This window comes from Bacillus alveayuensis (assembly GCA_030812955.1).
GTDB lineage: Bacteria > Bacillota > Bacilli > Bacillales > Aeribacillaceae > Bacillus_CB > Bacillus_CB alveayuensis.
In genome coordinates, this window is sequence record JAUSTR010000001.1 from 919,634 (window position 1) to 945,525 (window position 25,892).

Sequence of the window (25,892 nt, forward strand, 5' to 3'; positions counted from 1 at the left end):
TGAAGGGTGTTTTCGTAAACCTTTGTTGCTTTTCGACTGTCTATGAACCGAACAAAGCACGTGGTCGGACAAATCACATTTGTCCGACCATCGACTTTAGTTCGGTTCACGTCACGCTACACGCGTGACATAGCAAGCGTTTCGCTTGCTTGACAGTCGAAAAACTATCGTAGTAAAGCAACAATCTTTTAGAAAAGAGCCAAAGAGAAAAATGATGTGTTAGAGATAGGAGAGGGGATGCGATGTATATATCAAAAAAGGAAATTGATGTAAGATATGCTGAAACAGATCAAATGGGTGTTGTCTACCATGCTAACTATTTAGTTTGGATGGAGGTTGGGCGTACACAACTTATCAAAGACTTAGGATTTTCCTATTTTGAAATGGAAAAACAAGGTGTGCTCTCACCAGTCATTGATGTACATATCGAATATAAAAAACCGCTAAAATATGGAGATACTGCCTTGATTCATACATGGATTGAAGAGTATAACGGTGTGAAGGTTGTCTACGGCTATGAAATTTATACACCTTCTGGAGATTTAGCGATTAAGAGTACATCATCCCATGTTTGTGTCAAGAAGGATTCATTCAAGCCAGTTCCATTAAAAAAAGTATTTCCAGATTGGCATGAAGCTTATATAAAAGCGATGAAGAAGGTGGAGTAATTGGCATTTGGGATCACGAGAAAAGAGTTAATGGAATGGAAAAAGAAAGTGAAAAATGGGGAAATTGCATTTTTTACTCATTTTTGGTATGATCCCCGCTTTCCTGAATACCATTCCGTAACGAAAGTAGGCTGTTGCCATAAAAGTCGATTAATTCAATGGGGAAAAGAATATGGCTTGAAGGAAGAATGGATTCACGAACATCGGCAATATCCACATTTTGATTTATTAGGTGAATACCAACTGAAAATCCTTGAAAAAAATGGTTTTGAGGATCACATCATTCGATTTAAATTAAAACCGCAGCGATAGTCTGCGGTTTTGTGAAACGTCTAGGAAAAATAAAAGACGGGCTCATCGTGATCTGGGTCAAGCTCAATCGTTAAGTCTCGGCTGTCGAAATACCATAAATCCTTTTCTTCCACGAAAAAGGTAACACCGAGGCAAGATGTTTCCACCCCTATATCAACAGGCTCATCTTTTGCTACCCCTAGAGAGAACCCTTTTTGAACATTTCCACAACCTCCATAACGAGCAAAAAACCGCAAAAAATCTCCATCTTTCAGCTGCATTTCATCTTTGTACCATTTTGCAGCATCTTGTGAAATTGACATTTTCATCATCATTCTCTCCTTCCTAATAAAATCATTATATAAAACAATTGATGTCTCTAGCAAAAGATGAATGTTACTGGACAATGGTTTCTTCATTCGTTTGAAGCCATTGCTCCATATGTTTGATCACTTCATCATACTTCTTTTCATTAATGTCTTTTAATACTTGGATTTGATAGTTTCTTGATCCATGGCTTAATACAATGGTTGGAATGATTTGTGGGTTTCGTAACGTAAGATTCTTTGAGTCACCATTCATCTTTTTTTCAATTTGTAAGGTGAAGATCCCTCCGATGTCTTTCCCGTTTCCTTTTTGTGCTGAAAGGAAATTTCCTAATGAATAAATGACAATACTTTTTTGTCCATTTTCGCCTTCCACCCATTCCATTGGTTGAAGTACATGAGGATGATGTCCAATAATCACATGTGCGCCATGATTCGTTAAAAATTTTGCAAGCTGTTTTTGTTCTTCGGTTGGATAAGGTTGATATTCGATGCCCCAATGCATATTGACGATGATCACATCTGCTTCATGTTTCAATCTTTGTAAATCCTCTTTTATTTTTTGGCGATCTATTAAGTTCACAAGGTAAGGCTTGTCCTTTGGGACCGGAATCCCGTTCGTTCCGTAAGTATAAGATAGAAATCCGAGTTTTATCCCGTTCACATTGATCACACGAAGAGTATTAGCATCTTCACGATTTTTGTAGCTTCCTACATAGTACATGCCAATATTTTGATAGTGAGATATTGCATTTAATATGGCCGCTTCTCCTCTGTCTAAGGTATGGTTATTGGCAATGGAAACAAGATCAACTCCTGCATCATGAAGGGCATCAGCAACTTCAAAAGGACTATTAAAAGATGGATAAGAGGATAAACCAAGTTCCGTTCCGCCGATCATCGATTCTTGATTAGCCATTGTGAAATCAGCATCACTTAAGAGGTTTTTTACGTTTTTTATCATAGGTTTAAAGTCGTAAACTCCATCTTTTATTTTTGCATCTTCATAAACAGGATGATGGATGAGAACATCACCAATTGCTGAAATACTTACCGAAGAGTTAAACTCTTTAAAGCTCATAGCTTTCGTTTTAAGAGAATGGCTTTGTATTTTTATTTGGTTTGGGTTGTTAACAGACTTTTGAAAAGCAATGAAACTTAATATTGAACCGATCAAAAAGATGGAAATGATCGCGAAATATTTTTTCATCTCAGACATCCTTTTATTAGTATTTTTACTATTATTTTAAACGTTTCGACAAAAAAAATGAAACGTTCGAAAGACATGACAATAAAAGGTTTTTTACAATGATTCACCGGTTGCTTTGGGCACATTTCTAAAGCGGAAACTGACAAATAAAAAACCGAGGGTATTTTCAACCTCGGTACAACTATAGCCACTTCACTTTTGGTTCTGTTTTATTGATGATTCGTTTAATATTGGCGCGATGTCTGTAAATGACAAACGCTGTTAAAATTACAACGACAATAATAAGAGGGATATCTTTAGTAAATAAACTAAAAATAACGGTATAAATCGCAGTAAGCATTGATGAAAGTGAAACATATTTCGAAATATATAATACTACGAAAAAGACAGCTAGCATCGATAAAAAAAGAAATGGATGGTAAAATAACAAAACACCGCCAGAGGTTGCGACAGCTTTACCTCCGCGAAAATTAGCAAAAACAGGATACATATGTCCAACTGCTGCGACCATCCCCATGAAAAGTGGAAGAGCTTGAATATCTACATGAAATAAAACTGGGAGCGATGCAGCCAACGTCCCTTTTAAAATATCAGCAATTGTTACAATTAACCCTGCCTTTATACCAAGTGTCCGGAAGGTGTTTGTCCCTCCAAGATTTCCGCTACCGTGATTGCGAATGTCAATACCGTACCCGACTTTTCCAACAATCAGCCCTGAAGGTATAGATCCAATTAAATAAGCTAATAATACAATTAGTGCAATAATCATCTTTTTTCCCCTTTTTGTTCATTTCATTTTTATTTTACATGATTAATCAATAAACCTCTATGAATCTTGCGTTAATATATTACAAAAAAATAATGAATTTTAAAAGAGCATCTGACAAAGTTAAAAAAATTGGTGTCAAACCTTTATTGTTAGTATAATGAAAAAAATGGGGAAGGAGGATGTATATGGCTGTGAATAATCCTAGTTTGGATGAAATTCGAAACATTTTACAACAAGCAAAGCGGATTGCAGTTGTCGGTTTATCGAACAATCCGGAAAGAACCTCTTACATGGTTTCACAAGCGATGCAAAATGCAGGTTATGAGATCATCCCGGTGAATCCAATGATTGATGAAGCTTTAGGAGTCAAAGCAGTAAAGTCTTTAAAAGAAATTAAAGGTCATATAGATATCGTGAATGTGTTTCGACGATCAGAACATTTAATGGATGTTGCGAAGGAATTTTTAGAAGTTGATGCCGATGTGTTTTGGGCACAGCAAGGAGTTGTAAATGAAGAAGTTTATCATCTCTTAAAAGAGAAAGGCTATCCAGTCATTATGGATTTATGCATTAAAGTGGCTCATTCCATAACGAAGTCATAAACCCGCATAGTTTGCCGGGTTTTTCTTTTTTATGGCTCTTTTCTAAAAGATTGTTGCTTTACAACCTTAGCTTTTCAACTGTCCAGGCAAGCGACACGCTTGCTATTTCTTCTCACTTTCTAAGCTTTCTTTGTTTATTTTCCACCCAAAGCTACTGTAACGAAGTACCTTTATTTGAGAAAGGTTTGAAATAAATAGGCAAACAGATATACAATATAGCATGAGTGAAAACTGGAGAGAAGTTGACGGAAAGACTTCTAACAGTTACAATACAGAACGTAGTGAACATATGTTCTTATAGAAGTGAAAGGGGTTATAGTCGTTTGGTGAAAAAAATGCCTATTGAATATAATGATGATGCGATTCAAGTGTTAGAGGGACTAGAAGCAGTTAGAAAGCGCCCTGGCATGTATATAGGAAGTACAGATTCCCGAGGACTCCATCATCTCGTTTATGAAATTGTCGATAACTCTGTTGACGAAGCTTTAGCCGGTTACGGAGATCAAATTATCGTCAAAATACATAAGGATAATAGTGTCTCTGTTCAAGATAAAGGTCGCGGTATGCCAACTGGCATGCATAAAATGGGAAAGCCAACACCTGAAGTAATCTTAACGGTTCTTCATGCTGGTGGAAAATTTGGACAAGGTGGATATAAAACAAGCGGAGGACTGCATGGTGTTGGTGCATCCGTTGTCAACGCCTTATCAGAGTGGCTCGTTGTAACGATTAAACGTGATGGATTTATTTATCAACAGCGCTTTGAAAACGGTGGCAAACCTGTGACAACACTTGAGAAAATTGGTGAAACAAAAGAAACGGGTACGACGATTCATTTTAAACCAGACCCGAAAATGTTTAGCACAACCGTTTTTCATTTTGATGCGTTAAGCGAACGATTAAGAGAATCAGCCTTTTTATTAAAAGGATTAAAAATTGAATTAATCGATGAACGACATGATGTAAAAGAAACATATTTTTATGAAAATGGAATTGAAGCTTTTGTTGCCTATTTAAATGAAGAAAAGGATTCTCTTCATCCTGTTGTCTTTTTTGAAGGTGAACAACAAGGAATTGAGGTTGAATTTGCCTTTCAATTTAATGACGGATTTAGTGAAAATATTCTTTCCTTTGTTAATAATGTTCGCACTAAAGACGGAGGAACTCATGAAGCTGGTGCGAAAACAGCCATGACGAGAGTTTTTAATGAATATGCTCGGAAAGTTGGACTATTAAAAGAAAAAGATAAAAATCTTGAAGGTGCCGACATCCGGGAAGGCCTTTCTGCCATCGTATCTGTCCGTATCCCTGAAGAGCTCTTGCAATTTGAAGGGCAAACGAAAGGGAAGCTTGGGACAAGTGAAGCAAGATCTGCTGTCGATTCTGTTGTATCCGAGCAATTATCATACTTTTTAGAAGAAAATCCAGATATTAGCTCACTTTTAATTAAAAAGGCCATTAAAGCAGCTCAAGCACGTGAAGCTGCACGAAAAGCCCGTGAAGAAGCAAGATCGGGAAAGAAACGCAAGCGTAAAGAAGCATCATTAAGCGGAAAGTTGACCCCTGCTCAATCGCGGAATCCACAAAAAAATGAACTCTATTTAGTTGAAGGTGATTCGGCAGGAGGCTCAGCTAAACAAGGACGTGATCGAAAGTTCCAAGCTGTCCTACCGTTAAGAGGAAAAGTGATTAATACAGAAAAAGCCAAGCTTCATGATATATTCAAAAATGAAGAAATTAATACAATCATCCATGCGATCGGAGCTGGTGTCGGACCAGATTTTAATATCGATGACGTGAATTACGATAAAGTGATTATTATGACAGATGCTGATACAGATGGTGCTCATATTCAAGTGTTGCTATTAACTTTTTTCTATCGATACATGAAGCCGCTTATTGAAGCGGGAAAAGTATATATTGCCTTGCCACCGCTATATAAAGTTTCAAAAGGCAGCGGCAAAAAAGAAATGATTGAATATGCATGGAGCGATGAAGAGTTAAAAGAAGTGACGAAAAAAGTAGGAAAAGGCTATACGATTCAACGGTATAAAGGTCTTGGCGAAATGAATGCCGATCAGCTTTGGGAAACAACGATGAATCCAGAAACACGTACATTAATTCGTGTTCGTATCGACGATGCCGCTCGAGCTGAACGACGCGTGACAACGCTAATGGGAGATAAAGTAGAACCACGCCGTAAGTGGATTGAAAAAAATATTGCCTTCGGTTTAGATGAGGAGACCAATATTTTAGAAAATGAAAACTTATCTATCGGAGAGGGGGTCTAATCGATGGCACATGCAGAAAAATTTCATGAGTTACCATTAGAAGAGGTCTTAGGTGACCGCTTCGGACGATATAGTAAATATATTATTCAAGAACGTGCATTACCGGATGCAAGAGACGGACTTAAGCCGGTACAACGAAGAATTTTGTATGCAATGTTTGTAGATGGAAATACACACGATAAGCCGTTTAGGAAGTCAGCGAAAACAGTCGGTAATGTGATTGGTAATTATCATCCACATGGTGATTCCTCTGTTTATGATGCAATGGTTCGAATGAGTCAAGAATGGAAAGTACGTAATGTCTTAATCGAAATGCACGGGAATAACGGTAGTATTGATGGGGATCCACCTGCTGCGATGCGTTATACGGAGGCTCGTCTTTCCTCTATTGCCAGAGAATTGCTACGCGACATTGATAAAGAAACGGTTGATTTTATACCAAACTTTGACGATACGAGTGAGGAACCGGTTGTATTACCAGCGATGTTTCCGAATTTATTAGTAAACGGATCAACAGGAATATCGGCAGGATATGCAACCGACATCCCTCCGCATCATTTAGGAGAAGTGATTGATGCCGTCATTAAACGAATTGACAAGCCGAATGTTACGGTTGATGAATTATTGGGAATTATTAAAGGACCTGACTTTCCAACAGGAGGAATTATTCAAGGGATCGATGGAATTAAAAAAGCCTATGAAACGGGTAAAGGGAAAATAATCATTCGTGGAAAAGCGGATATTGAAACGGCTCGCGGTGGGAAAAAGCAAATTGTTATTACAGAAATTCCTTTTGAAGTGAATAAAGGAAATTTAGTAAAAAAAATTGATGAGCTGCGAATTGACCGCAAAGTGGAAGGAATTTCAGAAGTCCGTGATGAAACCGACCGGACAGGTCTACGAATTGTTATTGAACTAAAAAAAGATGCTAATGCAGAAGGTGTATTAAATTATTTATATAAAAACACGGATTTACAAATACCCTATAACTTTAATATGGTCGCGATACATAATCGTCGCCCTAAGCTGATGAGCTTACCAGAAATTTTAGATGCTTACATTTCCCATCAAAAGGAAGTTGTGACGAATCGATCGAATTATGAATTAAATAAAGCGCGTGAACGCCAGCATGTTGTGCAAGGATTAATCAAAGCTTTATCAATTTTAGACGAAGTAATTGCAACCATTCGAGCTTCTAAAGATAAAAAAGATGCGAAAAATAATTTAATTCATCAATTTGAATTTACAGAGCCTCAAGCAGAAGCAATTGTATCCTTACAGCTTTATCGCTTAACCAATACCGATGTCACAGCCTTACAAGCTGAAGCAGAGGAACTTGAGAAAAAAATTCATGAATTAACTTCAATTTTAGAAAATGAGAAAAAATTGTTCCATGTCATTAAGTCTGATTTGCGAAAAATTAAAAAGACATATGCTGATGAACGAAGAACCATTATTGAAAAAGAAATTGAAGAAATCAAAATTAATTTAGAAGTCACAGTTGCTAGTGAAGATGTCATCGTAACCGTGACAAAAGACGGCTATGTGAAACGCACAAGCTTACGTTCCTATAACGCATCTAATGGGCAAGATTTTGCGATGAAAGATTCAGATAGATTGCTCATGCAGCATGAAATGAACACAACAGATGTACTATTAGTATTTACAAATAAAGGAAATTACTTATACTGTCCTGTTCATGAGCTTCCGGATATTCGTTGGAAAGATCTTGGCCAACACGTTGCAAGCATTGTCCCAATTGATAAAGACGAGAAAATTATTCAGGCTATTCCAGTAGGTGACTTTCATGAAGATCATTACATCCTCTTCTTTACAAAAAACGGAATGGTGAAAAAGACCGAGTTAAAACAGTATCAAGCACAACGATATTCGAAGCCGCTTGTTGCCATCAATTTAAAAGATGATGATGAAGTGGTCGATGTACATGTTACAAACGGATCATTCGATGTATTTGTTGCCACTCATCTCGGATATGGTTTGTGGTTTGATGAAGAAGAAATTAATATTGTAGGTACACGTGCTGCCGGTGTGAAAGGAATTAATATAAAAGAAGGCGATTATGTTGCTAGTGGCCAAGTTTTTGAAAAAGAACAAACATCACATCTCCAAATAATCGTTGTCACGAATCGAGGAGCTATTAAGAAAATGACCTTTGCTGAATTTGATAAATCATCTCGTGCTAAACGCGGCCTGATCATGTTAAGGGAATTAAAGAAAAATCCTCATCGCATTATACGTTGTTTAATAAGTGACGGAAAGGAAATAGTCTATTTACGTTCTGATAAAGGAATCGAGGAAACGGTTCATGTAAAAGATCTTCGCTTAAATGACCGTTATAGCAATGGTTCATTTTTAATGGATGAAAAAGAAGCAGGTCCAATAATAGAAAGCTGGTTAGAAAAAGAACAGCAATCCGATTAATATAAACATCCCTCTTGTTCTGATGGAATAAGAGGGATGTTTTTACATGTAAATCATGAACGTTTAGAGCTAAAAAATCGAAAAACGCTTGAACGATTTCAATCTTCTGAAACAGATAAAGACTAATAGCTGTGAGTGAGAAACAACATATGAGGAATAAGCGGATCCAAGAAAGTAATTTTATTGATCAAATTTAAAAAAATTCAACAATTATTATGTATTTTTATATAGAATTTTAATTAAATTTTGTGATATAATGCTCCTTGTTCATGTTAAAAAACCTTACATAAAAAAGAAATGCGAAAGGAGATTTTTATGTCTTGGTTACAGTCAATTGTTTCATTTGGAAATAATATTTTATGGAGCTATATTCTCATATATATGCTTATAGGGCTTGGCATTTTCTTTACGATTCAATCAAAATTTGTCCAATTTCGTCACTTTGGAGAAATGTTTCGCCTAATTGCTGAAAGACAAAATCGAAACCAGAAAGGAATTTCTTCTTTACAAGCTTTCTTTGTTAGTGCGGCTTCCCGTGTTGGTACTGGTAACTTAGCGGGTGTTGCGCTAGCGATTGCTTTAGGAGGTCCAGGTGCGGTCTTTTGGATGTGGATGATAGCGATGATTGGAATGGCCTCAAGCTTTGTTGAAAGTACACTTGCACAAGTGTATAAAGTAAAAGATGGAGAAAACTTCAGAGGTGGACCAGCTTATTATATGGAAAAAGCGCTCAATGCCCGCTGGCTTGGAATCATTTTTGCTGTGCTAATTACATTATGCTTTGGGTTGATTTTTAACTCCGTACAGGCCAATACAATTGCTGCTGCTTTTGAAGAAGCATTTTCCATTAACAAATCGGTGATGGCGATTTTGTTAGCCATTTTGACAGCTGTTATTATTTTTGGCGGTATTCAACGTATAGCCAAAGCTGCCCAAATGATCGTTCCAGTTATGGCTTCTATTTACATTCTTGTCGCATTAGTCGTTGTTATTATGAACATTTCTGAACTGCCAAGCATTATCGCACTTATTGTGAAAAGCGCTTTCGGTTTAGAGGAAGTAGCTGGAGGTAGTATGGGGGCAGCCCTTTTATACGGTCTTAAACGTGGTTTATTCTCCAATGAAGCAGGTATGGGAAGTGTACCGAATGCAGCGGCAACAGCGAACGTTTCCCACCCAGCAAAACAAGGATTTATCCAATCTTTAGGCGTGTTTTTCGATACGATCATTATTTGCAGTGCGACTGCCTTTATCATTTTATTATTTGATGTAACTCCTGATCAACAATTAAGTGGTATACAATTAACACAAGCTGCTCTTGCTTCACATATTGGCAGCTGGGCTACAGTATTTGTGGCAATTGCGATTTTCCTTTTTGCCTTTAGCTCAATTATCGGAAACTATTATTATGGTGAAACGAATATCGAGTTTATTCGTGAAAGCAAAATTTGGCTTTTCCTTTATCGGTTAGTCGTTGTTGGGATGGTTGTATTTGGCTCTCTATCTAGTATTCAAATTGTATGGGATTTAGCGGACTTATTTATGGGATTCATGGCAGTGATCAACTTATTCGTGATTACAATTTTATCTAAAATCGCGATCCAAGTGCTACAAGATTATGTAAAGCAGCGTAAAGAAGGAAAAGACCCTGTTTTTAAAGCTTCCCATATTAAAGGATTAAAAAACATTGATGTGTGGGAAGAGAAAAGTGAGACGATTTCATAAACAATAAAATAGAATAGCACCTCTAAAGGTAGATGTGAAAATCAACTACTTTTAGGGGTGTTTTTTTGATAAAGGCTGTTTTCGTAAACTTTGTCGCTTGCCTGGACAGTTGAAAAGCAAAGGTTGTAAAGCAACAATCTTTTAGAAAAGAGCCTTGATAAAAAAGAACATCTCAGCCTTTTTGTTCATAAATAATCGAATTTTAAGATTTAAAAGAAGCATGGTCTTTAAATATCAAACTAAATATTATGTTTACAGAACGATTGAACTTAAAACATATTTATTATCTATTAAGGATTTATTTATTTAAACTGACCATCTATTTACATTATATGATTCTATATAAAAAATTCATTATGTTTTTTTGACGAAAGACACAAAAAAGTATTGAATATAATGAATGTAATAATTATAATAATATTTGAAAAATTCAAAAATTAAAGAAGGGGTGCAGTAAACAGTTCTGTAAGCGTTAACAAAAAATAGGGAGGTTCATATGAAAAATTTCAAAAAAAGCTGGATTATTGTATTTATCCTAATGTTTTTGCTTTCCGCATGTAGTGGAGGGGCGATCAATACAGCTACCTCTGATGAGAAAAAAGAAGAAAAGGAATTAATCAAAATTGGTGCGCTGTTGCCAACAACTGGTGTTTATGCTTCTTTAGGTGAAAATCTCTTAAATGGCATGAATCTTTATTTTGAAGAAAACAATTGGGAGGTAGCTGGGAAAAAATTGAAATAATTCATGAAGATTCAGAGGCTGATCCTCAAGTTTCTCTTAGAAAGCTAAGGAAACTGATGAATCAGGATAAAATTGAAATTCTAACAGGTCCAGTCAGTACAGCAGTTGCCTATGCTATTCGTGATGAGGTTGACAAAAAGAAACTGCCATTTCTTGTTTCTCATGCCGGAGGAAATGATTTGATTAGAAGCAAGCGCAGCGACTATATTTGGCGTTCATCTTTTAGTTCGTGGCAAATTGGTCATTCAATGGGTGAATGGGCATTCGAAAACGTCGGGAAAAAAATGTACTTAACAGCTGCCGACTACGCGTTTGGACATGAAGTTGTCAAGGCATTCAAGGAAGCCTTCACCAAAGCAGGAGGGGAAATTGTCGATGAAGTTTATCCGCCTCTTGGAAACAATGACTATTCTTCATATCTTGCTAAAATGAATAGGGATGACATTGATGGAGTATATGCATTTTTTGCTGGAAGTGATGCGGTTCGGTTTGTACAGCAGTATGAGCAATACGGTTTAAAAGGGAAAATTCCATTAATTGGTTCTGGATGGCTTGTGGCTGAAGATGTCCGCATGCAGCAAGGCACTTCTGGAGAAGGAATAAAATCAACGATGTTTTGGGACTACCATTTAAATACAGAAGAAAATAAAAAGTTCGTTGAGGCTTATGAGAAAAAATACGGTCAAAGACCAAGCATTGAGTCGTTAGAAGGTTATGATGCCGCGATGATTATTGCCAAAGCCATTGAAGCGGTCAACGGAGAGGTTTCTGACCCTGTAAAAGTTGTTGAAGCCATTTCAGAAGTGGAAATAACAAGCCCAAGAGGACCGATCAAGTTTGACAAGGAAACACATAATATTATTCAAGACATGTATATTGTAGAAACAATCATTGAGAATGGATCTACAGAAAATAAAGTGATTGACACAATACGTGAAGTTGCTGATCCAGGAGAATAAAAAAACTTCTTTACGAGAGGCTATCCAAAATGTCAGACCCCACAATACAATATTAGCGATTGAGGTCAGACATATAGGACAGCCTTACTTTTCGAAAAGGAAGATAAATTGAAAGCAGTAAAAGGAGGGGAACTAATGGATACGTTATTTCTGCAAATGATGAATGCCTTAAGCTATGGATTTCTTCTGTTTATTATCACATGTGGTATTACCATTGTCTTTGGAATTCTTGGTGTGTTAAACCTCGCTCACGGGTCTTTGTACCTTCTCGCCTCTTATATTGGGTATTCGATGATCATGAAAGTCGGACTCCCTTTTTGGGCTGCCATAGTAACTGTTCCGCTATTGATTGCCATCATTGGATTTACTACCGAAATTGTCATTCTCCGTCCAACCTACAAGCTCGGGCACTTATCACAAGTACTGCTTACATTTGGTCTCGCTTATATTTTCCACGATATTTTTTCGATTATATGGGGGAAAAATGTATTGTCTGTAAACCCTCCTGAAGCATTAAGCAATTCTGTCGAAATTTTTGGAAATGCGATTCCTTCGTACCGACTCGCGTTAATTATGATCGGCGCTGCCCTTGTTCTTTTACTATGGTATATCCAGGAAAAAACAAAGTGGGGTGCTGTCATTCGTGCTGGCTTGTCAGATAAGGAAATGGCCAGGGGATTAGGCGTGAATATTCATCTTGTCTTTACCTTTGTTTTTGTTTTCGGCAGTTTGTTGACTGGTTTAGGCGGTGTACTTGGTTCACCTATTTTAGGCACATATCCAGGAATGGAGTTTCAAATCCTCATTTTATCTCTCGTAGTTCTTGTCGTTGGCGGGCTTGGTTCCGTATCAGGAACTCTTTTAGCGAGTCTGCTCGTCGGATTTGTCGAAACATTCAGCCGCTACTTTGTACCAGAGATTAGTTTAATTATGACATTTGTATTAATGGCTCTCGTGCTCGTCGTTCGTCCACAGGGCCTTATTGGAAGGAGGATATAAATGAACAAAAGACTTCTGCAAGGGATGGTGTTATTCCTGATTATGATTTTTGTCCCGTTTTTTTTATCTCTTTATTATGTGAATATATTAACTGAAATTTTTATTTTAGGTATTTTTGCAGTGAGTTTAAATATTCTAGTTGGACAAACGGGACTTGTTTCTTTAGGACATGCCGCTTTCTTTGGGGCAGGTGGCTATGCTTCAGGACTTGTTGCAGCGAATTATAGTGCAAATGTATTTGTGACGATTGCCTGTGGGATGCTCTTAGCACTATTATTAGCGTTAATCATTGGATTCTTTTCCATCAAGGCCTATGGTTTTTACTTTTTAATGCTGACGCTCGCTTGTGCGCAAATTGTTTATTCGATTGTTTATCAGTGGACGGATGTTACAGGGGGATCAAATGGTTTATCGGGCATTCCAACGCCTGTTTTGTTTAGCGACATTCAGTTATCAAATCAAGTTTTCATCTACTATTTTATCCTCGTCGTTTTCAGTATTTTGTTGTTTGGAATAAACCGGTTGCTTCATTCCCCACTGGGATATGTATTCATTGGTATTAAAGAGAATGAGGAAAGAATGAAGTCGATTGGCTACAATACAGCTTTTTTTAAACATTTAAGCTTTATCCTTGCCGGTACACTTGGAGGACTTTCAGGAAGTTTATATGTGATGTTTAATGGCTTTATCTCACCGGCAGATGTTTACTGGACCATGTCGGGATCCGTGTTAATTATGGTTCTTATAGGCGGAGCTGGAACGTTATGGGGACCAGTCATTGGGGCAGCATTGATGGTTATAATGGAAACGATCATTAGTTCCTTTACGGAATACTGGATGATGATTATTGGAGCAATTTTTATCTTGTTTGTCATTTTTATACCTAATGGAATTGTAGGTATTTTTGACAAATTTAAGACAGCCATAATGAAATACCGAAAAGATGAATTGGAAGAATCTCTTTTAAAAACGATGAAGAAGCAAACGAAAATGGATGGATAGGTCGGTGAAAATCATGGATAAACCAATTGTTCTTTCACTAAACAATCTCTCGAAGTATTTTGGCGGATTAAAGGTAATTGAAGATATTTCGATGGAGGTAGTAGCTGGGGAACGCATTGGGTTAATTGGACCAAATGGTGCCGGGAAAACAACTTTATTCAATATGATTGCAGGAGATATAAAGCCAACCAGTGGAACCATTTCCTTTTTTGGAGAAGTGATCAATCGCATGCCTAATTATAAACGAACAAAGTCGGGAATTGTCCGCACCTTTCAAAAAAATAATTTAATGATGGGTTTAACGGTACAAGAGAATTTGCTGCTTGTTTTGCAGCGGATGAGAAATAAACATGTTCAATGGTGGAAACGGGCCAATAAGAAAAATTATTCGTCATTATTTACGGAAGCAGAAAACATCCTTTACGAATGGGGGCTAGCTGAATACAGCAACAGCAAGGTTCAGAATCTTTCGTATGGGGTACAGAGGCAGATTGAAATAATCATGGCAATTGCCGGCGAGCCTAAGCTGCTTTTACTTGATGAACCTACAGCTGGAATGTCCCAAGTGGAGACAGACCAGATTATTGGTTTAATTAGTAAATTACCTAAGGGAGTCACGATCATCATGATTGAACATGATATGGATGTATTATTTGGTAACATGGATCGTGTCGTTGTCTTGCATACCGGCAAACTGATTGCTGATGGCTCGCCGGAAGAGGTGAGAAATAATCCAGAGGTTAAGGAAATTTACATGGGAAAGGAAGATGTTATCCATGCTTAAATTAAAGGGGGTTCATAGTTATTACGGATCTAGCCATGTTTTACACGGGATTAACCTCGAAGTACAAAAGGGCAATGTTGTCACACTACTCGGGAGAAATGGAATGGGCAAAACGACAACGATTCATTCCATCATCGGGTTTATCAAGAAAAAACAAGGTGAGATCTTGTTTGAGGGAGAGAATATTATACAGCTTGAGAGCCACCAGATTGCTAGAAAAGGGATTGGAATTGTTCCACAAGGAAGAAGGATATTTGGGAATTTAACGGTAAAGGAAAATTTAACCGTATTCGCGAATCATAAAAATGGCGAGTGGAATCTTGAACGAATCTTCGAGTTATTCCCGCGTCTAAAAGAAAGAGAAAGATCATATGCTGGAAACTTAAGCGGTGGAGAGCAATCCATGCTTTCAATTGGCAGAGCGTTAATGCGAAATCCAAAGATCCTACTCTTTGATGAACCGACAGAAGGTCTTTCCCCTTTAATGGTAGGAGAAGTGATGGAGATACTGTTAAAATTGAAAGCTAGCGGCATGTCGATGCTTTTAGTCGAGCAAAATATCTCAACCGCTTTGAGCATTGCAGATGATGTTTATATTTTAAGCAAGGGGAAGGTCGTTTATCATAATCGCCCTGATGAATTAAAGAAGAATATGGATATCGCCTATCATCATCTCGCTTTAAGTAGTTAAAAAGAACGGTAGAAATTGACGAAAATGCTGCTCTTTATTTGTTTACAATTTTTATGTATATGTAAAGAAGCTTCTTATTGATTCATTCAAGGAAAAGTGCCACTGGCGTCACAAAATTGTGGTCCTTTTCCTTTTTTTATTTTGACAAGTTGTGCCATAATAAGGAGGAATGAAGGTTTAGGAGGGGACAAAGGGCTGTATGTTTACAATACATCAATTGCGATATCAAGATATTTTGCATATTGAAATAATGGAAATAAAGTCAGAAGAAATTACATGCATTATTGGTGAAAGTGGTTCCGGAAAAAGCACCTTTTTAAAACTATTGAATCAAATGATTTCTCAAGATTCAGGAGACATTTACTATAAATCTCGTCCCATTCAAGAGTATAATCCGATCTTATTACGTAGAGAGGTGGCTATGCTTAGCCAACAGCCTGTCATTTTTGAAGGTACGATGAAAGATAATTTATTAATAGGGTGTAAATTTGCAGAAAAATCATTTCCGTCAGATGAAGACATTACAGAGGCATTAAAAATTGTTCATTTAGATAAGTCATTGAACGATGATCCGAATCAATTTTCAGGTGGAGAAAAACAGCGGCTTGCACTGGCCCGTCTATTACTACTTGATCCTCCCGTGTTATTACTTGATGAACCGACTTCTGCTCTCGATCAAGAGACGGAAGATTTCGTCATGTCAAACGTGCTTCATTATGCCAAAAGGCGAAAAAAAACGGTTGTCATGGTTACCCATTCATTAAATGCTGCGGAAAAATATGCAGATACAATCATTGAAATCGAAAAGAAAAGGATCGTAGGAGGTTTATATGAATAGCAGTACGATTGATATTGAATTATGGAGGTTGGCTTGCGCCTACATCTTTATTTTATTATTGCTAGTATTTGTAAAATGGCGAGGGATGAAGCGGGAAAAAAAGATATGGATCGCCACAATTAGAATGACGATTCAATTAATTTTAGTCGGTTATATTTTAACTTATATTTTTGAAAGACCTCATCCTATGCTAACGATTTTCGTTATTCTCGTTATGGAGACGTTTGCGATTTATAATATTTATAAACAAATTCATATGCCGATTCACAAGAAGCTTAAACAAATTATTGCTTTTTCGATGTTTTCTGGCTCCATCATCACTTTGCTATATTTTAATTTTATTGTCATACATTTTAAACCTTGGTATAATCCGCAATATTTTATTCCGATTGCTGGAATGATTATTGGCAATTCGATGACAGGCATTACACTAGGAATGAAGACTTTGCTGGAAGGCTTTTATCATCAAAAAAATACCATTGAAGGGGCTTTAATGTTAGGGGCTAAGCCGGATGTCGCAACGAAATCGATTATTAATTCCTCTTTTGATGCAGCCATCTTACCTACCATTAATAGTATGGTTGGCATGGGAATCGTTTTCTTACCTGGAATGATGACAGGACAAATTCTTTCTGGGACAAGTCCACTCATTGCGATTGAATACCAAATTGCTGTATTACTTGGGATCGCAGGTAGTGTGGGGATCACGGTTTTTTTAGCCTTGCACTTAGGATATCGAACATTTTTTAATGAACGTGTACAGCTTATCTATTCATCTGAAAGAAATCTTTCGTAAAACGCTTTAGAACGAAAATGGTCTAAAGCGTTTTTTATTTCAAAGAAATGAGAAGGAATCGAGTGAATGTAAGCGAATACAATTAATATATTTATTACTAGTTTGAAAATATAATATGTATTATGTTTAGGGGGAATGGGAATGAGTGTAGAAAAGCTTGAAGGGAAGTTATTATGGGAGCCATCAATGTTGTTTAAAGAGAAATCAAATATGAAACAATTTATGAATTGGCTTACAGAACAACGCGGTCAAACATTTGAAACTTACCATGACCTATGGAAATGGTCCGTGACCAATATAGAAGGTTTTTGGTCAGCGTTATGGCATTATTTCGACATAAAAGCTTATACACCATATGAACAAGTGATCAAGGGGCGGAAAATGCCAGGGACGAAATGGTTTCCGGGTGCTACATTAAACTATGCTGAACATATTTTTCGGAACCTTCGTCCTTCTGATCAAGCGGTCATTTATGAATCAGAGCTAAGGTCAAAAAATTTCATCACATGGGATGAGCTGAACAAACAAACGGCTGCTGTCGCTCATTATTTAAAATCGATTGGAGTAAAAAGTGGAGACAGAGTTGTTGCCTTTGCTTCCAATATTCATGAAACGGTTATTGCCTTTTTAGCAAGTGCCAGCATTGGCGCTATATGGTCTAGTTGCTCTCCAGAATTTGGAATACAAAGTGTCATTGATCGATTTAAACAAATTGAACCAAAAGTGTTATTTGCTGTGGATGGTTACCGCTATGGCGGGAAAGATTTTCAAAGGGTTCATTTAGTTAAACAAATACAAGATCAATTGCCGTCTTTAGAACACACCATCGTCATCCCTTATTTAAATTCTTCTCCTTCCTTACAAGATTTATATAATGTCACAACATGGGACGAAATCATCCAACAGCATCATGGACATCCTTTAACATTTGAGCCTGTGCCATTTGATCATCCTCTTTGGATATTATATTCATCTGGTACGACTGGAAAACCAAAGGCGATTGTACAAAGTCAAGGTGGGATTCTTTTAGAGCACTTGAAACTTGGAGTACTTCATATAGATTTAAAGAAAAACGACCGTTTCTTTTGGTATACAACGACTGGCTGGATGATGTGGAATGTTGTCGTAAGCGGTTTGTTAGCTGGTGCGACGATCCTTTTATATGATGGAAACCCTAACTATCCCAATCAGGAAGTGCTTTGGAAATTTGCTGAAGAGACAAGCATGACGGTTTTTGGCACAAGCGCTAGTTATTTAAATGCTTGTATGAAAGCAGGTATTAAACCGGGGGAAACGTTTAATCTACAGTATTTAAAAAGCATAGGCTCTACAGGTTCACCTTTGCCAGCCAGCGGATTTGAATGGGTATATACGAATGTAAAAAAAGATATTTGGTTATTTTCGACAAGCGGCGGTACAGATTTATGTACAGCATTCGTAGGGGGCTCCCCGCTTTTGCCTGTTCATGCTGGACAATTACAAGCACGAGCTCTAGGTGCTTCTATCAAAGCATTTAATGAGAACGGAAAAGAAGTAATCGATGAAATAGGGGAGCTTGTGATCACAAAACCGATGCCTTCTATGCCTCTTTATTTCTGGAATGATGAGGATGGAACTCGCTATTATCATAGTTATTTTGACATTTATCCAGGTATTTGGCGACATGGAGATTTTATCAAGATTACTGAAAAAGGAAGCGCTATAATCTATGGACGTTCAGATGCAACGATCAATCGCGGTGGAATTCGCATGGGAACAAGCGAAATTTATAGTGCGATTGAAAATATACCAGTCGTATTGGATAGTCTTGTTGTCGATATTCCAAGAGCAAACGAAGAATCATATATGCCATTGTTTGTCGTATTAAAAGAAGGAGAACAATTGACAGATGACATTAAAGCTAAAATAAAAAAGAACATTCGAGAAAATTGTTCACCAAGACATGTACCAAATGAAATAATCCAAGTTAAAGATCTTCCGAAGACGTTAAACGGGAAGAAATTAGAGGTGCCGATAAAGAAAATATTAATGGGTACACCTGTTGATAAAGCGGTCAACTTTGGATCGTTAAGCAATCCCGATGCGTTACAGTTTTTCGTAGAGTTCCATAAAACATTAGTTAATAAATGCTAAAAAAAGCTGCTAATTTATGGGCAGCTTTTTAAACACCAAATAGAAATTTCAATGGTGTTTGTACATTAGTACAATAAATTTTAAAGGAGTATCGCTTCTTTTTACGAATATGTTAGTAGTCAAAAAGAGAAGGGGATGGTAGAAGCAATGAGTCTGTTAAGCAACTTGAAAATATTAGATTTCTCTACATTACTACCTGGCCCGTTTGCAACATTGCTATTAGCAGATTTAGGGGCTGAAGTTCTTCGTGTAGAAAGACCTACAAATGAAAAGGCATCCACGGTCAATAACTATTTAAACCGTTCAAAAAAATCAATTGCATTAGACTTAAAACAAGAAGAATCTATTGAGATCGTAAAGGAGCTCATTAAAGAGTATGATATTATCCTTGAGCAGTTCCGACCTGGAGTTATGAAGCGGTTAGGCTTAGGATATGAAGAACTGAAAACGGTTAATCCGCGACTGATTTATTGTTCGATTACAGGGTTCGGGCAAACAGGACCTTTAAAAGATCGTCCTGGTCATGATATTAATTATCTTTCCATTTCAGGAATATCAAGCTATTCTGGAACGAAAGAAGGTGGACCTGCGAATCAATCAACACAAATTGCTGATATAACTGGAGGATCCTTACATGCGGTGATCGGGATTTTATCAGCTGTCATATATCGCGAGCGAACAGGGGTAGGGCAAGCCATTGATATTAGTATGACAGATTGCTCTTTTAGTTTGAATGCGTTTAGTGCTCCAACATATTTAACAGAAGGTGTCAATCCTGAGCCTGAAAAATTGATGTTAAATGGAGGAACCTTTTATGGTTATTATCAAACAAAAGACGGTCGATACTTTTCCGTTGGCAGCTTAGAGCCAAAATTCCGAAAGGCGCTATGCACAGCGATTGGGCGGGAGGACTTATTTGAAATTAGTATGAGTGATCAACCAGAACATATTCATCTTTTTAAAGAAACGTTGAAAAACATCTTTCAAACAAAAACTTTCGATGAGTGGCAGCAAGTATTCCTGAATGTTGAAGCATGTGCCGAACCAGTTTTGACATTCGCTGAAAGTTGTGAACATCCGCAATTCGTTGAACGGAAAATGATTGTTGACGTACCTGATTTAAATGGAGGCTACCAAAAGCAAATCGCATGCCCAATTAAGACAACAGTTTTCAAACCTGAATATAAACATATAGGTCTAAATCCCGGGGAAAGCAACAAAGAAGTATTCAAAAAGCTACAAAAAGATGGAATCATAAAGAAATAAAATGCTCAAAAAACCCTATAAGTTTAATTAATTACTTATAGGGTAGGAGTTTTATAAAAAGAAGACTATAAATATATTATGTAAACTAAAAACAACTATAATATTCGCATATCCACTGAAAAGATGTTCATTTCATTAAACGGAAAAACTGACCAAAAATGATGGATGAAATATTCAGTACGTAATATTTATATTAAGTTAATAAAAATCAATTTGCTTAATCTATTTTTGTCTTGATCTTTCTTGTCTTGATCTTTCTTGTCTCAAACACATAAGTATACTTAATAATTGAGACCATTAATCATGGTCATTTTATAACTTCCTATAATATATATTATGTAAACTTATAAATTTCCCCAAATTTTTAAGGGTTTCTTCCCTCTCCTTGTATTGATGAATGACACAAATAACGTATTGTCGAATGACACAAATAACGTATTGTCGAATGACACAAATAACCAAACATAAATGATACAAAAGTCTAGACACTGGCGACAGAGATTTTCTTGGATATTTTACGTAAGAATGAGATCTTTTTAATTTTAAATAGGGCTCTCCCCAGATGATCTTTATCTGTTTTCCAGAAGAAAGCCTCCCTGCTTTCTCCCCATTTCCTCCGATCCTTACCCCTCTTTTATAATGTGATCAAAAAATAATACCCAAACAATAGTGTGAAAAGCAACATTAACATTGCTAAAAATAAAACAAGAGGACGAGATGAGCGAAACGCCTGTGCATTAATTTGTTTTGCTTTCATAAAATAGCCAATTGTCGAAAAGATAATTGTACATATTCCCGTAATCACTGATAATATGCCGATAATTTCCACCGCCGAATTTGACAAAGTACTGTCGGATGATTTGATATGCATGTTTATAATCAAAAAACCGATCCCTGTAATCGCAATCGCAGTCCGGATCCATGCTAAAAACGTTCGCTCATTAGCTAAATGTTGTTGAATATTTTTGGAATCCTCTGAGATGGTATGCGTTTTTTCCTTCACTTCTCTATACACCTTTCTAATTTATTTATACAATAAATAATCCCCTACCAGTAAACAATATCAGTCTTTACGTGTTTCTGTCTACTATAGGGGATCATGTCATCAATATTTTGAATATGTTGCTTTTGGTTCAATATCACCAATTATTTATTTGCATTCATCAATACAACGTATTAACCTTTTTTCAATGTCCTCCGCTAAGTTTTTCAATTCTTCATGATTCATCATGCTGATCAACATGGTTGGTTTTGGCATGCCAACTTTTGTTGTTTCATTTTCTTTATACACCACGATTTTGCATGGCAAAAGATAGCCTGCTAATAAGTTTTCAGAAAGCACACGAGCTGCCTCTTGCGGATTACATACCTCCAAAATCACAAATGGAGTTGGAAAATTGAATCCTTTTTCTTGAAGTTTTTCCGTTATACTAAACTGCCATAAAACTCCAAATCCTTCTTTTTTCAAGCTTTCTTCCAACATTTTTATCGTTTCGTTCATTCCCTTTTCTACTTCAATCGTATAATGAAACATCTTCATTCAACCACCCTTCTTCCAATAGTACCTCTGTTATTTTGTATGCAAGCCTAAACAAGAATACATAATGGCCATTATATTATGTAAACTAAATAAAAATTATATACGTTATTGCCAACTATCCTTGTTCTCTGTTTGTAGGGACTTGCTTAATAAAAATGAAGTAAATGTATGTTCTTGTAAAAGAACCACCTAGTGTAATCATAACATATTTGTCCTTCCTTCTCATCCCATTCACCTTTACTCAATCAAATGTATAAACATTTTCTTCCTTGCATATAGGAAAAATCCTTTTTGTATGCCGTGGTATATACCTGCAACGACGAGGAAGTGCAAAAGTATTTCAGGATTTTTCATGACTCCACCAACATCTTTTGCCATTGCAACGATGTATAGAAATGCCAAAGTGGTTCCAACAATGGATGGAACAAAGAATATAGTTGTGATCTCCTTTGAAATCATTCGTTTTGTTTCCTTTGCGGTAATCCCTATTTTATAAAGTTTCTTATATTTGTCTTTTTCCATATCAATGTCTGAAAATAGATTTAGATATAAGAGAATAAATGAACCAAAGAAGAAAATAATACTTAAAAAAGTAGTGACGAAGAATAATATGCCATTAGAATTTTTGTTGTTTTGATAATCTTCCACTTTGGAGGCAACCCTCTCTACCCTTCCATCCGTAATTGGTGATGGATGTTCATTGTACCTTTTTAAAGTCTTGTCAAGCTTCTTGACAGTGTTGGCTGTTTTTTTCCAATCAGCTACATTAATTAAATGAATTTTTGATTCAAAACCATCTAAATTTTCTTTTATCCATTCAAATTCGGAATTGCTTACAACTATAAAATCGTCAAGATCATGTAGGTTATTGATGTGTTTTTCAATTATTGTGCTCTTCAGTGTATAAGCCGTATTCCCTTTTTTGAATGGAAGAATAAGATTTTGGTCATCCATACTGCTGCTTAAATTTTCCGGATTTTCATTAACATAATATAAAAACTCTTTATCCTCTAATTTCATCTGACTTGAAGTTAATTTATTAAAATGGTCAACTGGCATAAAAACATAGACGTATGGCCAATCACGAAATGAATATTTTTGATAATAGTAATATATCGGTATGACCAAATGTTTTTGAACCGGATTTTCTTTTTCGTCAATGATCGAGTACAATTCTTCTAAAGACAAGTTATTTTTATTTTCAGCTTGGAGAAATGCTATATCATAAGGATTTTCATCCATCGCTTGCCTTTCGGTTAACATGTAGGTGAACAATATAATGGTACTATACAAAATGGTTACCATGATCATCGCTGTAACGAGCATCAATATAGAAGTCAGTTTTTTAAATTTGTAATCCAAACTCGTCAAAAATAATAATCGGCGATAATAATATGATTTGTTATTTTTGGCTAGCTCGATAAAAAAACTAGTAAACTGATTTAGACTAATGTAAAGACCAATGAATGTTGCAATTGCCCAAAGAAGCAAGTATTCACCACCCGCAACAGGATCTGTATATGTATAATAAAGACCGGCCACGGATCCAATGACAATTGCCAGCCCTAAACCGCCAATTAGCGGATTTTTCATCTTTATTGTCTCTTTGACCTTGTTGCTTTTTAAACTATGTATGGCATTACTTTTAAGGATCAGGAAGAGTGATTTCCCAACTGCAATAGAAAATACGATGAAAAAGGTAATAATTGAATATAGGAACATTTTGCTGTTTAAATGAAAGGGAACGTCATGTAATCCCACACTATTCATTAATAGTAAAAAGAAGATTCTGGAAAATATTATTCCTGACGAGATACCGGAAAAGATCGAAAGGAGGGCAATGGCCCCATTTTCCATAAGCAACAATTTGCATAGATCACGATTGGACATTCCTAATATCATGAAGAGCCCGAACTCGCTTCTTCTTCTTTTTATAAAAATATTGTGGGCATAGCTAATGAAAAAAACGGTAAAAACAACAAGAGCAACGGCTGGAACTGTTAACACATATTGAATGGATTCTAGCTCCTTCACTTGGACTACTCGGTTGTTGAAATATACAGTCGAAAACATAAAGAAAAACATCACGGTAAAACTATTGCATAGGAAGTAAAATATGTATTTTTTATAATGAACCTTTGCCATTTTCCACACAATTTGATTAAAAGACATGAGTTCTCCCTCCTAAGACAGCAAGGTTATCGATAATTTGATTGAGGAACTCTTTCCTAGTGCCTTTTTTTACGATATAGGAATGGATAAGACCGTCTTTAATGAAGACAACTTTGTTGCAGTAGCTGGCAGCGAAAATATCGTGTGTAACAAGGAGAACGGTTGTCGATAACTCGTGAACGATTTTTTCAAAACATTCCATAATGACTGCTGACGACTTCGAATCTAAATTTCCTGTTGGTTCATCGGCAAAAATGATGCTGGGATCATTTACTAGTGCTCGGCTAACGGCAGCTCTTTGTTGCTGCCCGCCTGATATATTATAGGGATATTTGTCGAGGATATTTTCGATTTCGAAGAGCTTTCCAAGATGCTGAACTTTTGATTCCATTTCAGCTGCTTTTTTCTTTTCGAGCACCATTGGGAGAATGATATTTTCTTTTACCGTTAAGCTGTCTAAAAGATTAAATTCTTGAAAAACAAAGCCTAATTGTCTACGGCGAAATAGAGCTAACTGTTCACCAGTCATTTCACTTATTTTTTGGCCTGCAACGGTAACTTCACCTGAGGTTGGCTTATCAATTCCGCTCAAAATATTCAGCAAAGTTGTTTTCCCGCTCCCGGAAGGTCCCATAATGGCAATAAACTCCCCTTTTTGAATGGAGAGGCTCACACCGCCCAATGCAGTTGTTGAAGCTTCTCCACCATACTCTCCGTATATTTTAACAATATTGTTTGCATCTAAAATGACCATTCGATTTTCTCCTTTCATGAATGGCAGGACATGTTTAAACGAATCTTATTAACACTGCCTATTATCTTTAAGCATCATCATAAAAAATAAAGAGGTTTTCATCCATCGTATTCGCTAAAAATTCCTTACATTTTTGTAAGGTGTGCCTGTTTATTGTTATTACGAAATCAATACCCTTTTATTTATTTGATTTATGTTTCTCCATTCCCCTCACCCATCGAATGGTTACCGTCGTTCCTTTTGAAACTTTGGATTGTATGGTAATGGTTTGACCGAGTTTGTCAGCAATTTTTTTGCATAGGTAGAGCCCAATTCCTGTTGAATTGGGAAATTTTCTCCCGTTTTCTCCTGTGAAAAATGGCTGAAATACTCTATCAAGATCATAGGGAGGTATGCCAACCCCTTCATCTGTTATGGATAAAGATGTATAGTTTCCATTTTCTTCAATCCTGAAGATAAGGTTTTTCCTTCCCCTTTTCGTGCTTGAGTATTTAATTGCGTTGGAAACAATTTGATCTAATAAAATTTCGTTCCACTTGGGGTCAGTGACAACATAAGCGTACTTGCCTTCAAATTCGATGGAAGGAAATACGGATTGATAAATAAATTCCCTTTTTCGCCCGTTTATTACTTTTCTCAAAGACGAGAGTAAATCCACAGATTTTACTTCCAAGTCATTTTCGAAGCTCTCCAATCTGATCATTGTTAAACCTTGTTCTATTGAGGTATGGAGACGTTTGTTTTCTTGAAGAATTTTATCAAAAACATCAGCTGTTTCATTTGTTTTTTCTTCTTTACTCAACTTTCGCACACAGAAATATGAAGACAGTCCTTGATATAACGAGGTAAAGAAGTAATCCAATTGGACAGTTGACACTGAAAAATGTCCATA

General features: G+C 36.5%; 24 protein-coding genes and 1 pseudogene. 17 read left to right on the forward strand and 8 right to left on the reverse strand.

The window, feature by feature from the left end; all coding sequences use genetic code 11:
• Nucleotides 1–242: 242 nt before the first annotated feature.
• Both J2S06_RS04640 and J2S06_RS04645 read left to right on the forward strand, forming a co-directional pair.
• Nucleotides 243–668 carry an acyl-CoA thioesterase gene (locus J2S06_RS04640; protein WP_419151418.1) on the forward strand — a complete coding sequence of 142 codons (426 nt, stop codon included), beginning with the start codon at nucleotides 243–245 and terminating at the stop codon, nucleotides 666–668.
• Nucleotides 669–980, forward strand: a complete 312-nt coding sequence (locus tag J2S06_RS04645) for a hypothetical protein (protein WP_419151419.1) — start codon at nucleotides 669–671, stop codon at nucleotides 978–980. It begins immediately after the preceding gene.
• A gap of 20 nt (nucleotides 981–1,000) precedes the next feature.
• Here the strand turns inward: J2S06_RS04645 and J2S06_RS04650 are convergent, their stop codons facing one another.
• The 3 genes from J2S06_RS04650 to plsY form a co-directional block, all read right to left on the reverse strand.
• The gene (locus tag J2S06_RS04650) at nucleotides 1,001–1,288 is read right to left on the reverse strand and encodes a HesB/YadR/YfhF family protein (protein WP_419151420.1); all 288 of its coding nucleotides are present in this window, start codon (nucleotides 1,286–1,288) and stop codon (nucleotides 1,001–1,003) included.
• A 67-nt stretch (nucleotides 1,289–1,355) separates the two neighbouring features.
• Nucleotides 1,356–2,495, reverse strand: a complete 1,140-nt coding sequence (locus J2S06_RS04655; RefSeq protein ID WP_419151421.1) for a CapA family protein — start codon at nucleotides 2,493–2,495, stop codon at nucleotides 1,356–1,358.
• A 181-nt stretch (nucleotides 2,496–2,676) separates the two neighbouring features.
• The gene (gene plsY / locus J2S06_RS04660) at nucleotides 2,677–3,264 is read right to left on the reverse strand and encodes a glycerol-3-phosphate 1-O-acyltransferase PlsY (RefSeq protein WP_044895887.1); all 588 of its coding nucleotides are present in this window, start codon (nucleotides 3,262–3,264) and stop codon (nucleotides 2,677–2,679) included.
• Nucleotides 3,265–3,455: 191 nt separating this feature from the next.
• Here plsY and J2S06_RS04665 point away from each other — a divergent pair, with 191 nt between their 5' ends.
• From J2S06_RS04665 to J2S06_RS04735, 15 genes and pseudogenes are all read left to right on the forward strand, one after another.
• Nucleotides 3,456–3,866, forward strand: a complete 411-nt coding sequence (locus J2S06_RS04665) for a CoA-binding protein (protein WP_419151464.1) — start codon at nucleotides 3,456–3,458, stop codon at nucleotides 3,864–3,866.
• 335 nt (nucleotides 3,867–4,201) lie between these two features.
• Nucleotides 4,202–6,157 carry a DNA topoisomerase IV subunit B gene (parE, locus tag J2S06_RS04670; protein ID WP_419151465.1) on the forward strand — a complete coding sequence of 652 codons (1,956 nt, stop codon included), beginning with the start codon at nucleotides 4,202–4,204 and terminating at the stop codon, nucleotides 6,155–6,157.
• A gap of 3 nt (nucleotides 6,158–6,160) precedes the next feature.
• Nucleotides 6,161–8,599: a DNA topoisomerase IV subunit A gene (parC, locus tag J2S06_RS04675; protein WP_419151422.1), complete on the forward strand. Its 2,439-nt coding sequence runs from the start codon at nucleotides 6,161–6,163 to the stop codon at nucleotides 8,597–8,599.
• Between the two features lie 315 nt (nucleotides 8,600–8,914).
• A complete protein-coding gene (locus J2S06_RS04680; RefSeq protein ID WP_044895883.1) occupies nucleotides 8,915–10,324 on the forward strand; it encodes an alanine/glycine:cation symporter family protein in 1,410 nt (469 codons plus the stop codon).
• Nucleotides 10,325–10,820: 496 nt separating this feature from the next.
• Entirely contained in the window at nucleotides 10,821–11,066 is a 246-nt protein-coding gene (locus J2S06_RS04685; protein ID WP_419151423.1) for a hypothetical protein, read from the forward strand.
• Nucleotides 11,036–12,025, forward strand: a complete 990-nt coding sequence (locus J2S06_RS04690) for an ABC transporter substrate-binding protein (RefSeq protein ID WP_419151424.1) — start codon at nucleotides 11,036–11,038, stop codon at nucleotides 12,023–12,025. Before J2S06_RS04685 ends, J2S06_RS04690 begins: the two co-directional genes overlap by 31 nt.
• 135 nt (nucleotides 12,026–12,160) lie before the next feature.
• A complete protein-coding gene (locus J2S06_RS04695) occupies nucleotides 12,161–13,024 on the forward strand; it encodes a branched-chain amino acid ABC transporter permease (RefSeq protein ID WP_419151425.1) in 864 nt (287 codons plus the stop codon).
• A complete protein-coding gene (locus J2S06_RS04700; protein WP_419151426.1) occupies nucleotides 13,025–14,026 on the forward strand; it encodes a branched-chain amino acid ABC transporter permease in 1,002 nt (333 codons plus the stop codon).
• A gap of 91 nt (nucleotides 14,027–14,117) precedes the next feature.
• Nucleotides 14,118–14,567 (forward strand): annotated as a pseudogene (locus J2S06_RS04705) (ATP-binding cassette domain-containing protein); the annotation flags it as partial.
• 120 nt (nucleotides 14,568–14,687) lie between these two features.
• Nucleotides 14,688–14,810, forward strand: a complete 123-nt coding sequence (locus J2S06_RS04710) for an ABC transporter ATP-binding protein C-terminal domain-containing protein (RefSeq protein ID WP_419151466.1) — start codon at nucleotides 14,688–14,690, stop codon at nucleotides 14,808–14,810.
• Entirely contained in the window at nucleotides 14,803–15,501 is a 699-nt protein-coding gene (locus J2S06_RS04715) for an ABC transporter ATP-binding protein (protein ID WP_419151427.1), read from the forward strand. Before J2S06_RS04710 ends, J2S06_RS04715 begins: the two co-directional genes overlap by 8 nt.
• A gap of 199 nt (nucleotides 15,502–15,700) precedes the next feature.
• Entirely contained in the window at nucleotides 15,701–16,339 is a 639-nt protein-coding gene (locus J2S06_RS04720) for an ABC transporter ATP-binding protein (protein WP_419151428.1), read from the forward strand.
• The gene (locus J2S06_RS04725; RefSeq protein ID WP_419151429.1) at nucleotides 16,332–17,135 is read left to right on the forward strand and encodes an ABC transporter permease; all 804 of its coding nucleotides are present in this window, start codon (nucleotides 16,332–16,334) and stop codon (nucleotides 17,133–17,135) included. The genes J2S06_RS04720 and J2S06_RS04725 overlap by 8 nt, the downstream gene beginning before the upstream one ends.
• Nucleotides 17,136–17,276: 141 nt before the next feature.
• The gene (locus J2S06_RS04730) at nucleotides 17,277–19,268 is read left to right on the forward strand and encodes an acetoacetate--CoA ligase (RefSeq protein WP_419151430.1); all 1,992 of its coding nucleotides are present in this window, start codon (nucleotides 17,277–17,279) and stop codon (nucleotides 19,266–19,268) included.
• A gap of 135 nt (nucleotides 19,269–19,403) precedes the next feature.
• The gene (locus J2S06_RS04735; RefSeq protein ID WP_419151431.1) at nucleotides 19,404–20,534 is read left to right on the forward strand and encodes a CaiB/BaiF CoA transferase family protein; all 1,131 of its coding nucleotides are present in this window, start codon (nucleotides 19,404–19,406) and stop codon (nucleotides 20,532–20,534) included.
• Nucleotides 20,535–21,168: 634 nt separating this feature from the next.
• On the opposite strand, the gene J2S06_RS04740 is transcribed toward J2S06_RS04735, so the two are convergent.
• From J2S06_RS04740 to J2S06_RS04760, 5 genes are all read right to left on the reverse strand, one after another.
• Entirely contained in the window at nucleotides 21,169–21,537 is a 369-nt protein-coding gene (locus tag J2S06_RS04740; protein WP_419151432.1) for a YidH family protein, read from the reverse strand.
• Between the two features lie 147 nt (nucleotides 21,538–21,684).
• Nucleotides 21,685–22,068, reverse strand: a complete 384-nt coding sequence (locus J2S06_RS04745; RefSeq protein ID WP_419151467.1) for a DUF302 domain-containing protein — start codon at nucleotides 22,066–22,068, stop codon at nucleotides 21,685–21,687.
• 243 nt (nucleotides 22,069–22,311) lie between these two features.
• Nucleotides 22,312–24,246: an ABC transporter permease gene (locus J2S06_RS04750; protein WP_419151433.1), complete on the reverse strand. Its 1,935-nt coding sequence runs from the start codon at nucleotides 24,244–24,246 to the stop codon at nucleotides 22,312–22,314.
• Nucleotides 24,236–25,000 (reverse strand): ABC transporter ATP-binding protein, encoded by a 765-nt coding sequence (locus J2S06_RS04755; protein ID WP_419151434.1) that lies wholly within the window; start codon nucleotides 24,998–25,000, stop codon nucleotides 24,236–24,238. Before J2S06_RS04755 ends, J2S06_RS04750 begins: the two co-directional genes overlap by 11 nt.
• A 178-nt stretch (nucleotides 25,001–25,178) precedes the next feature.
• Nucleotides 25,179–25,703 carry an ATP-binding protein gene (locus J2S06_RS04760; protein ID WP_419151468.1) on the reverse strand — a complete coding sequence of 175 codons (525 nt, stop codon included), beginning with the start codon at nucleotides 25,701–25,703 and terminating at the stop codon, nucleotides 25,179–25,181.
• Nucleotides 25,704–25,892 lie beyond the last annotated feature (189 nt).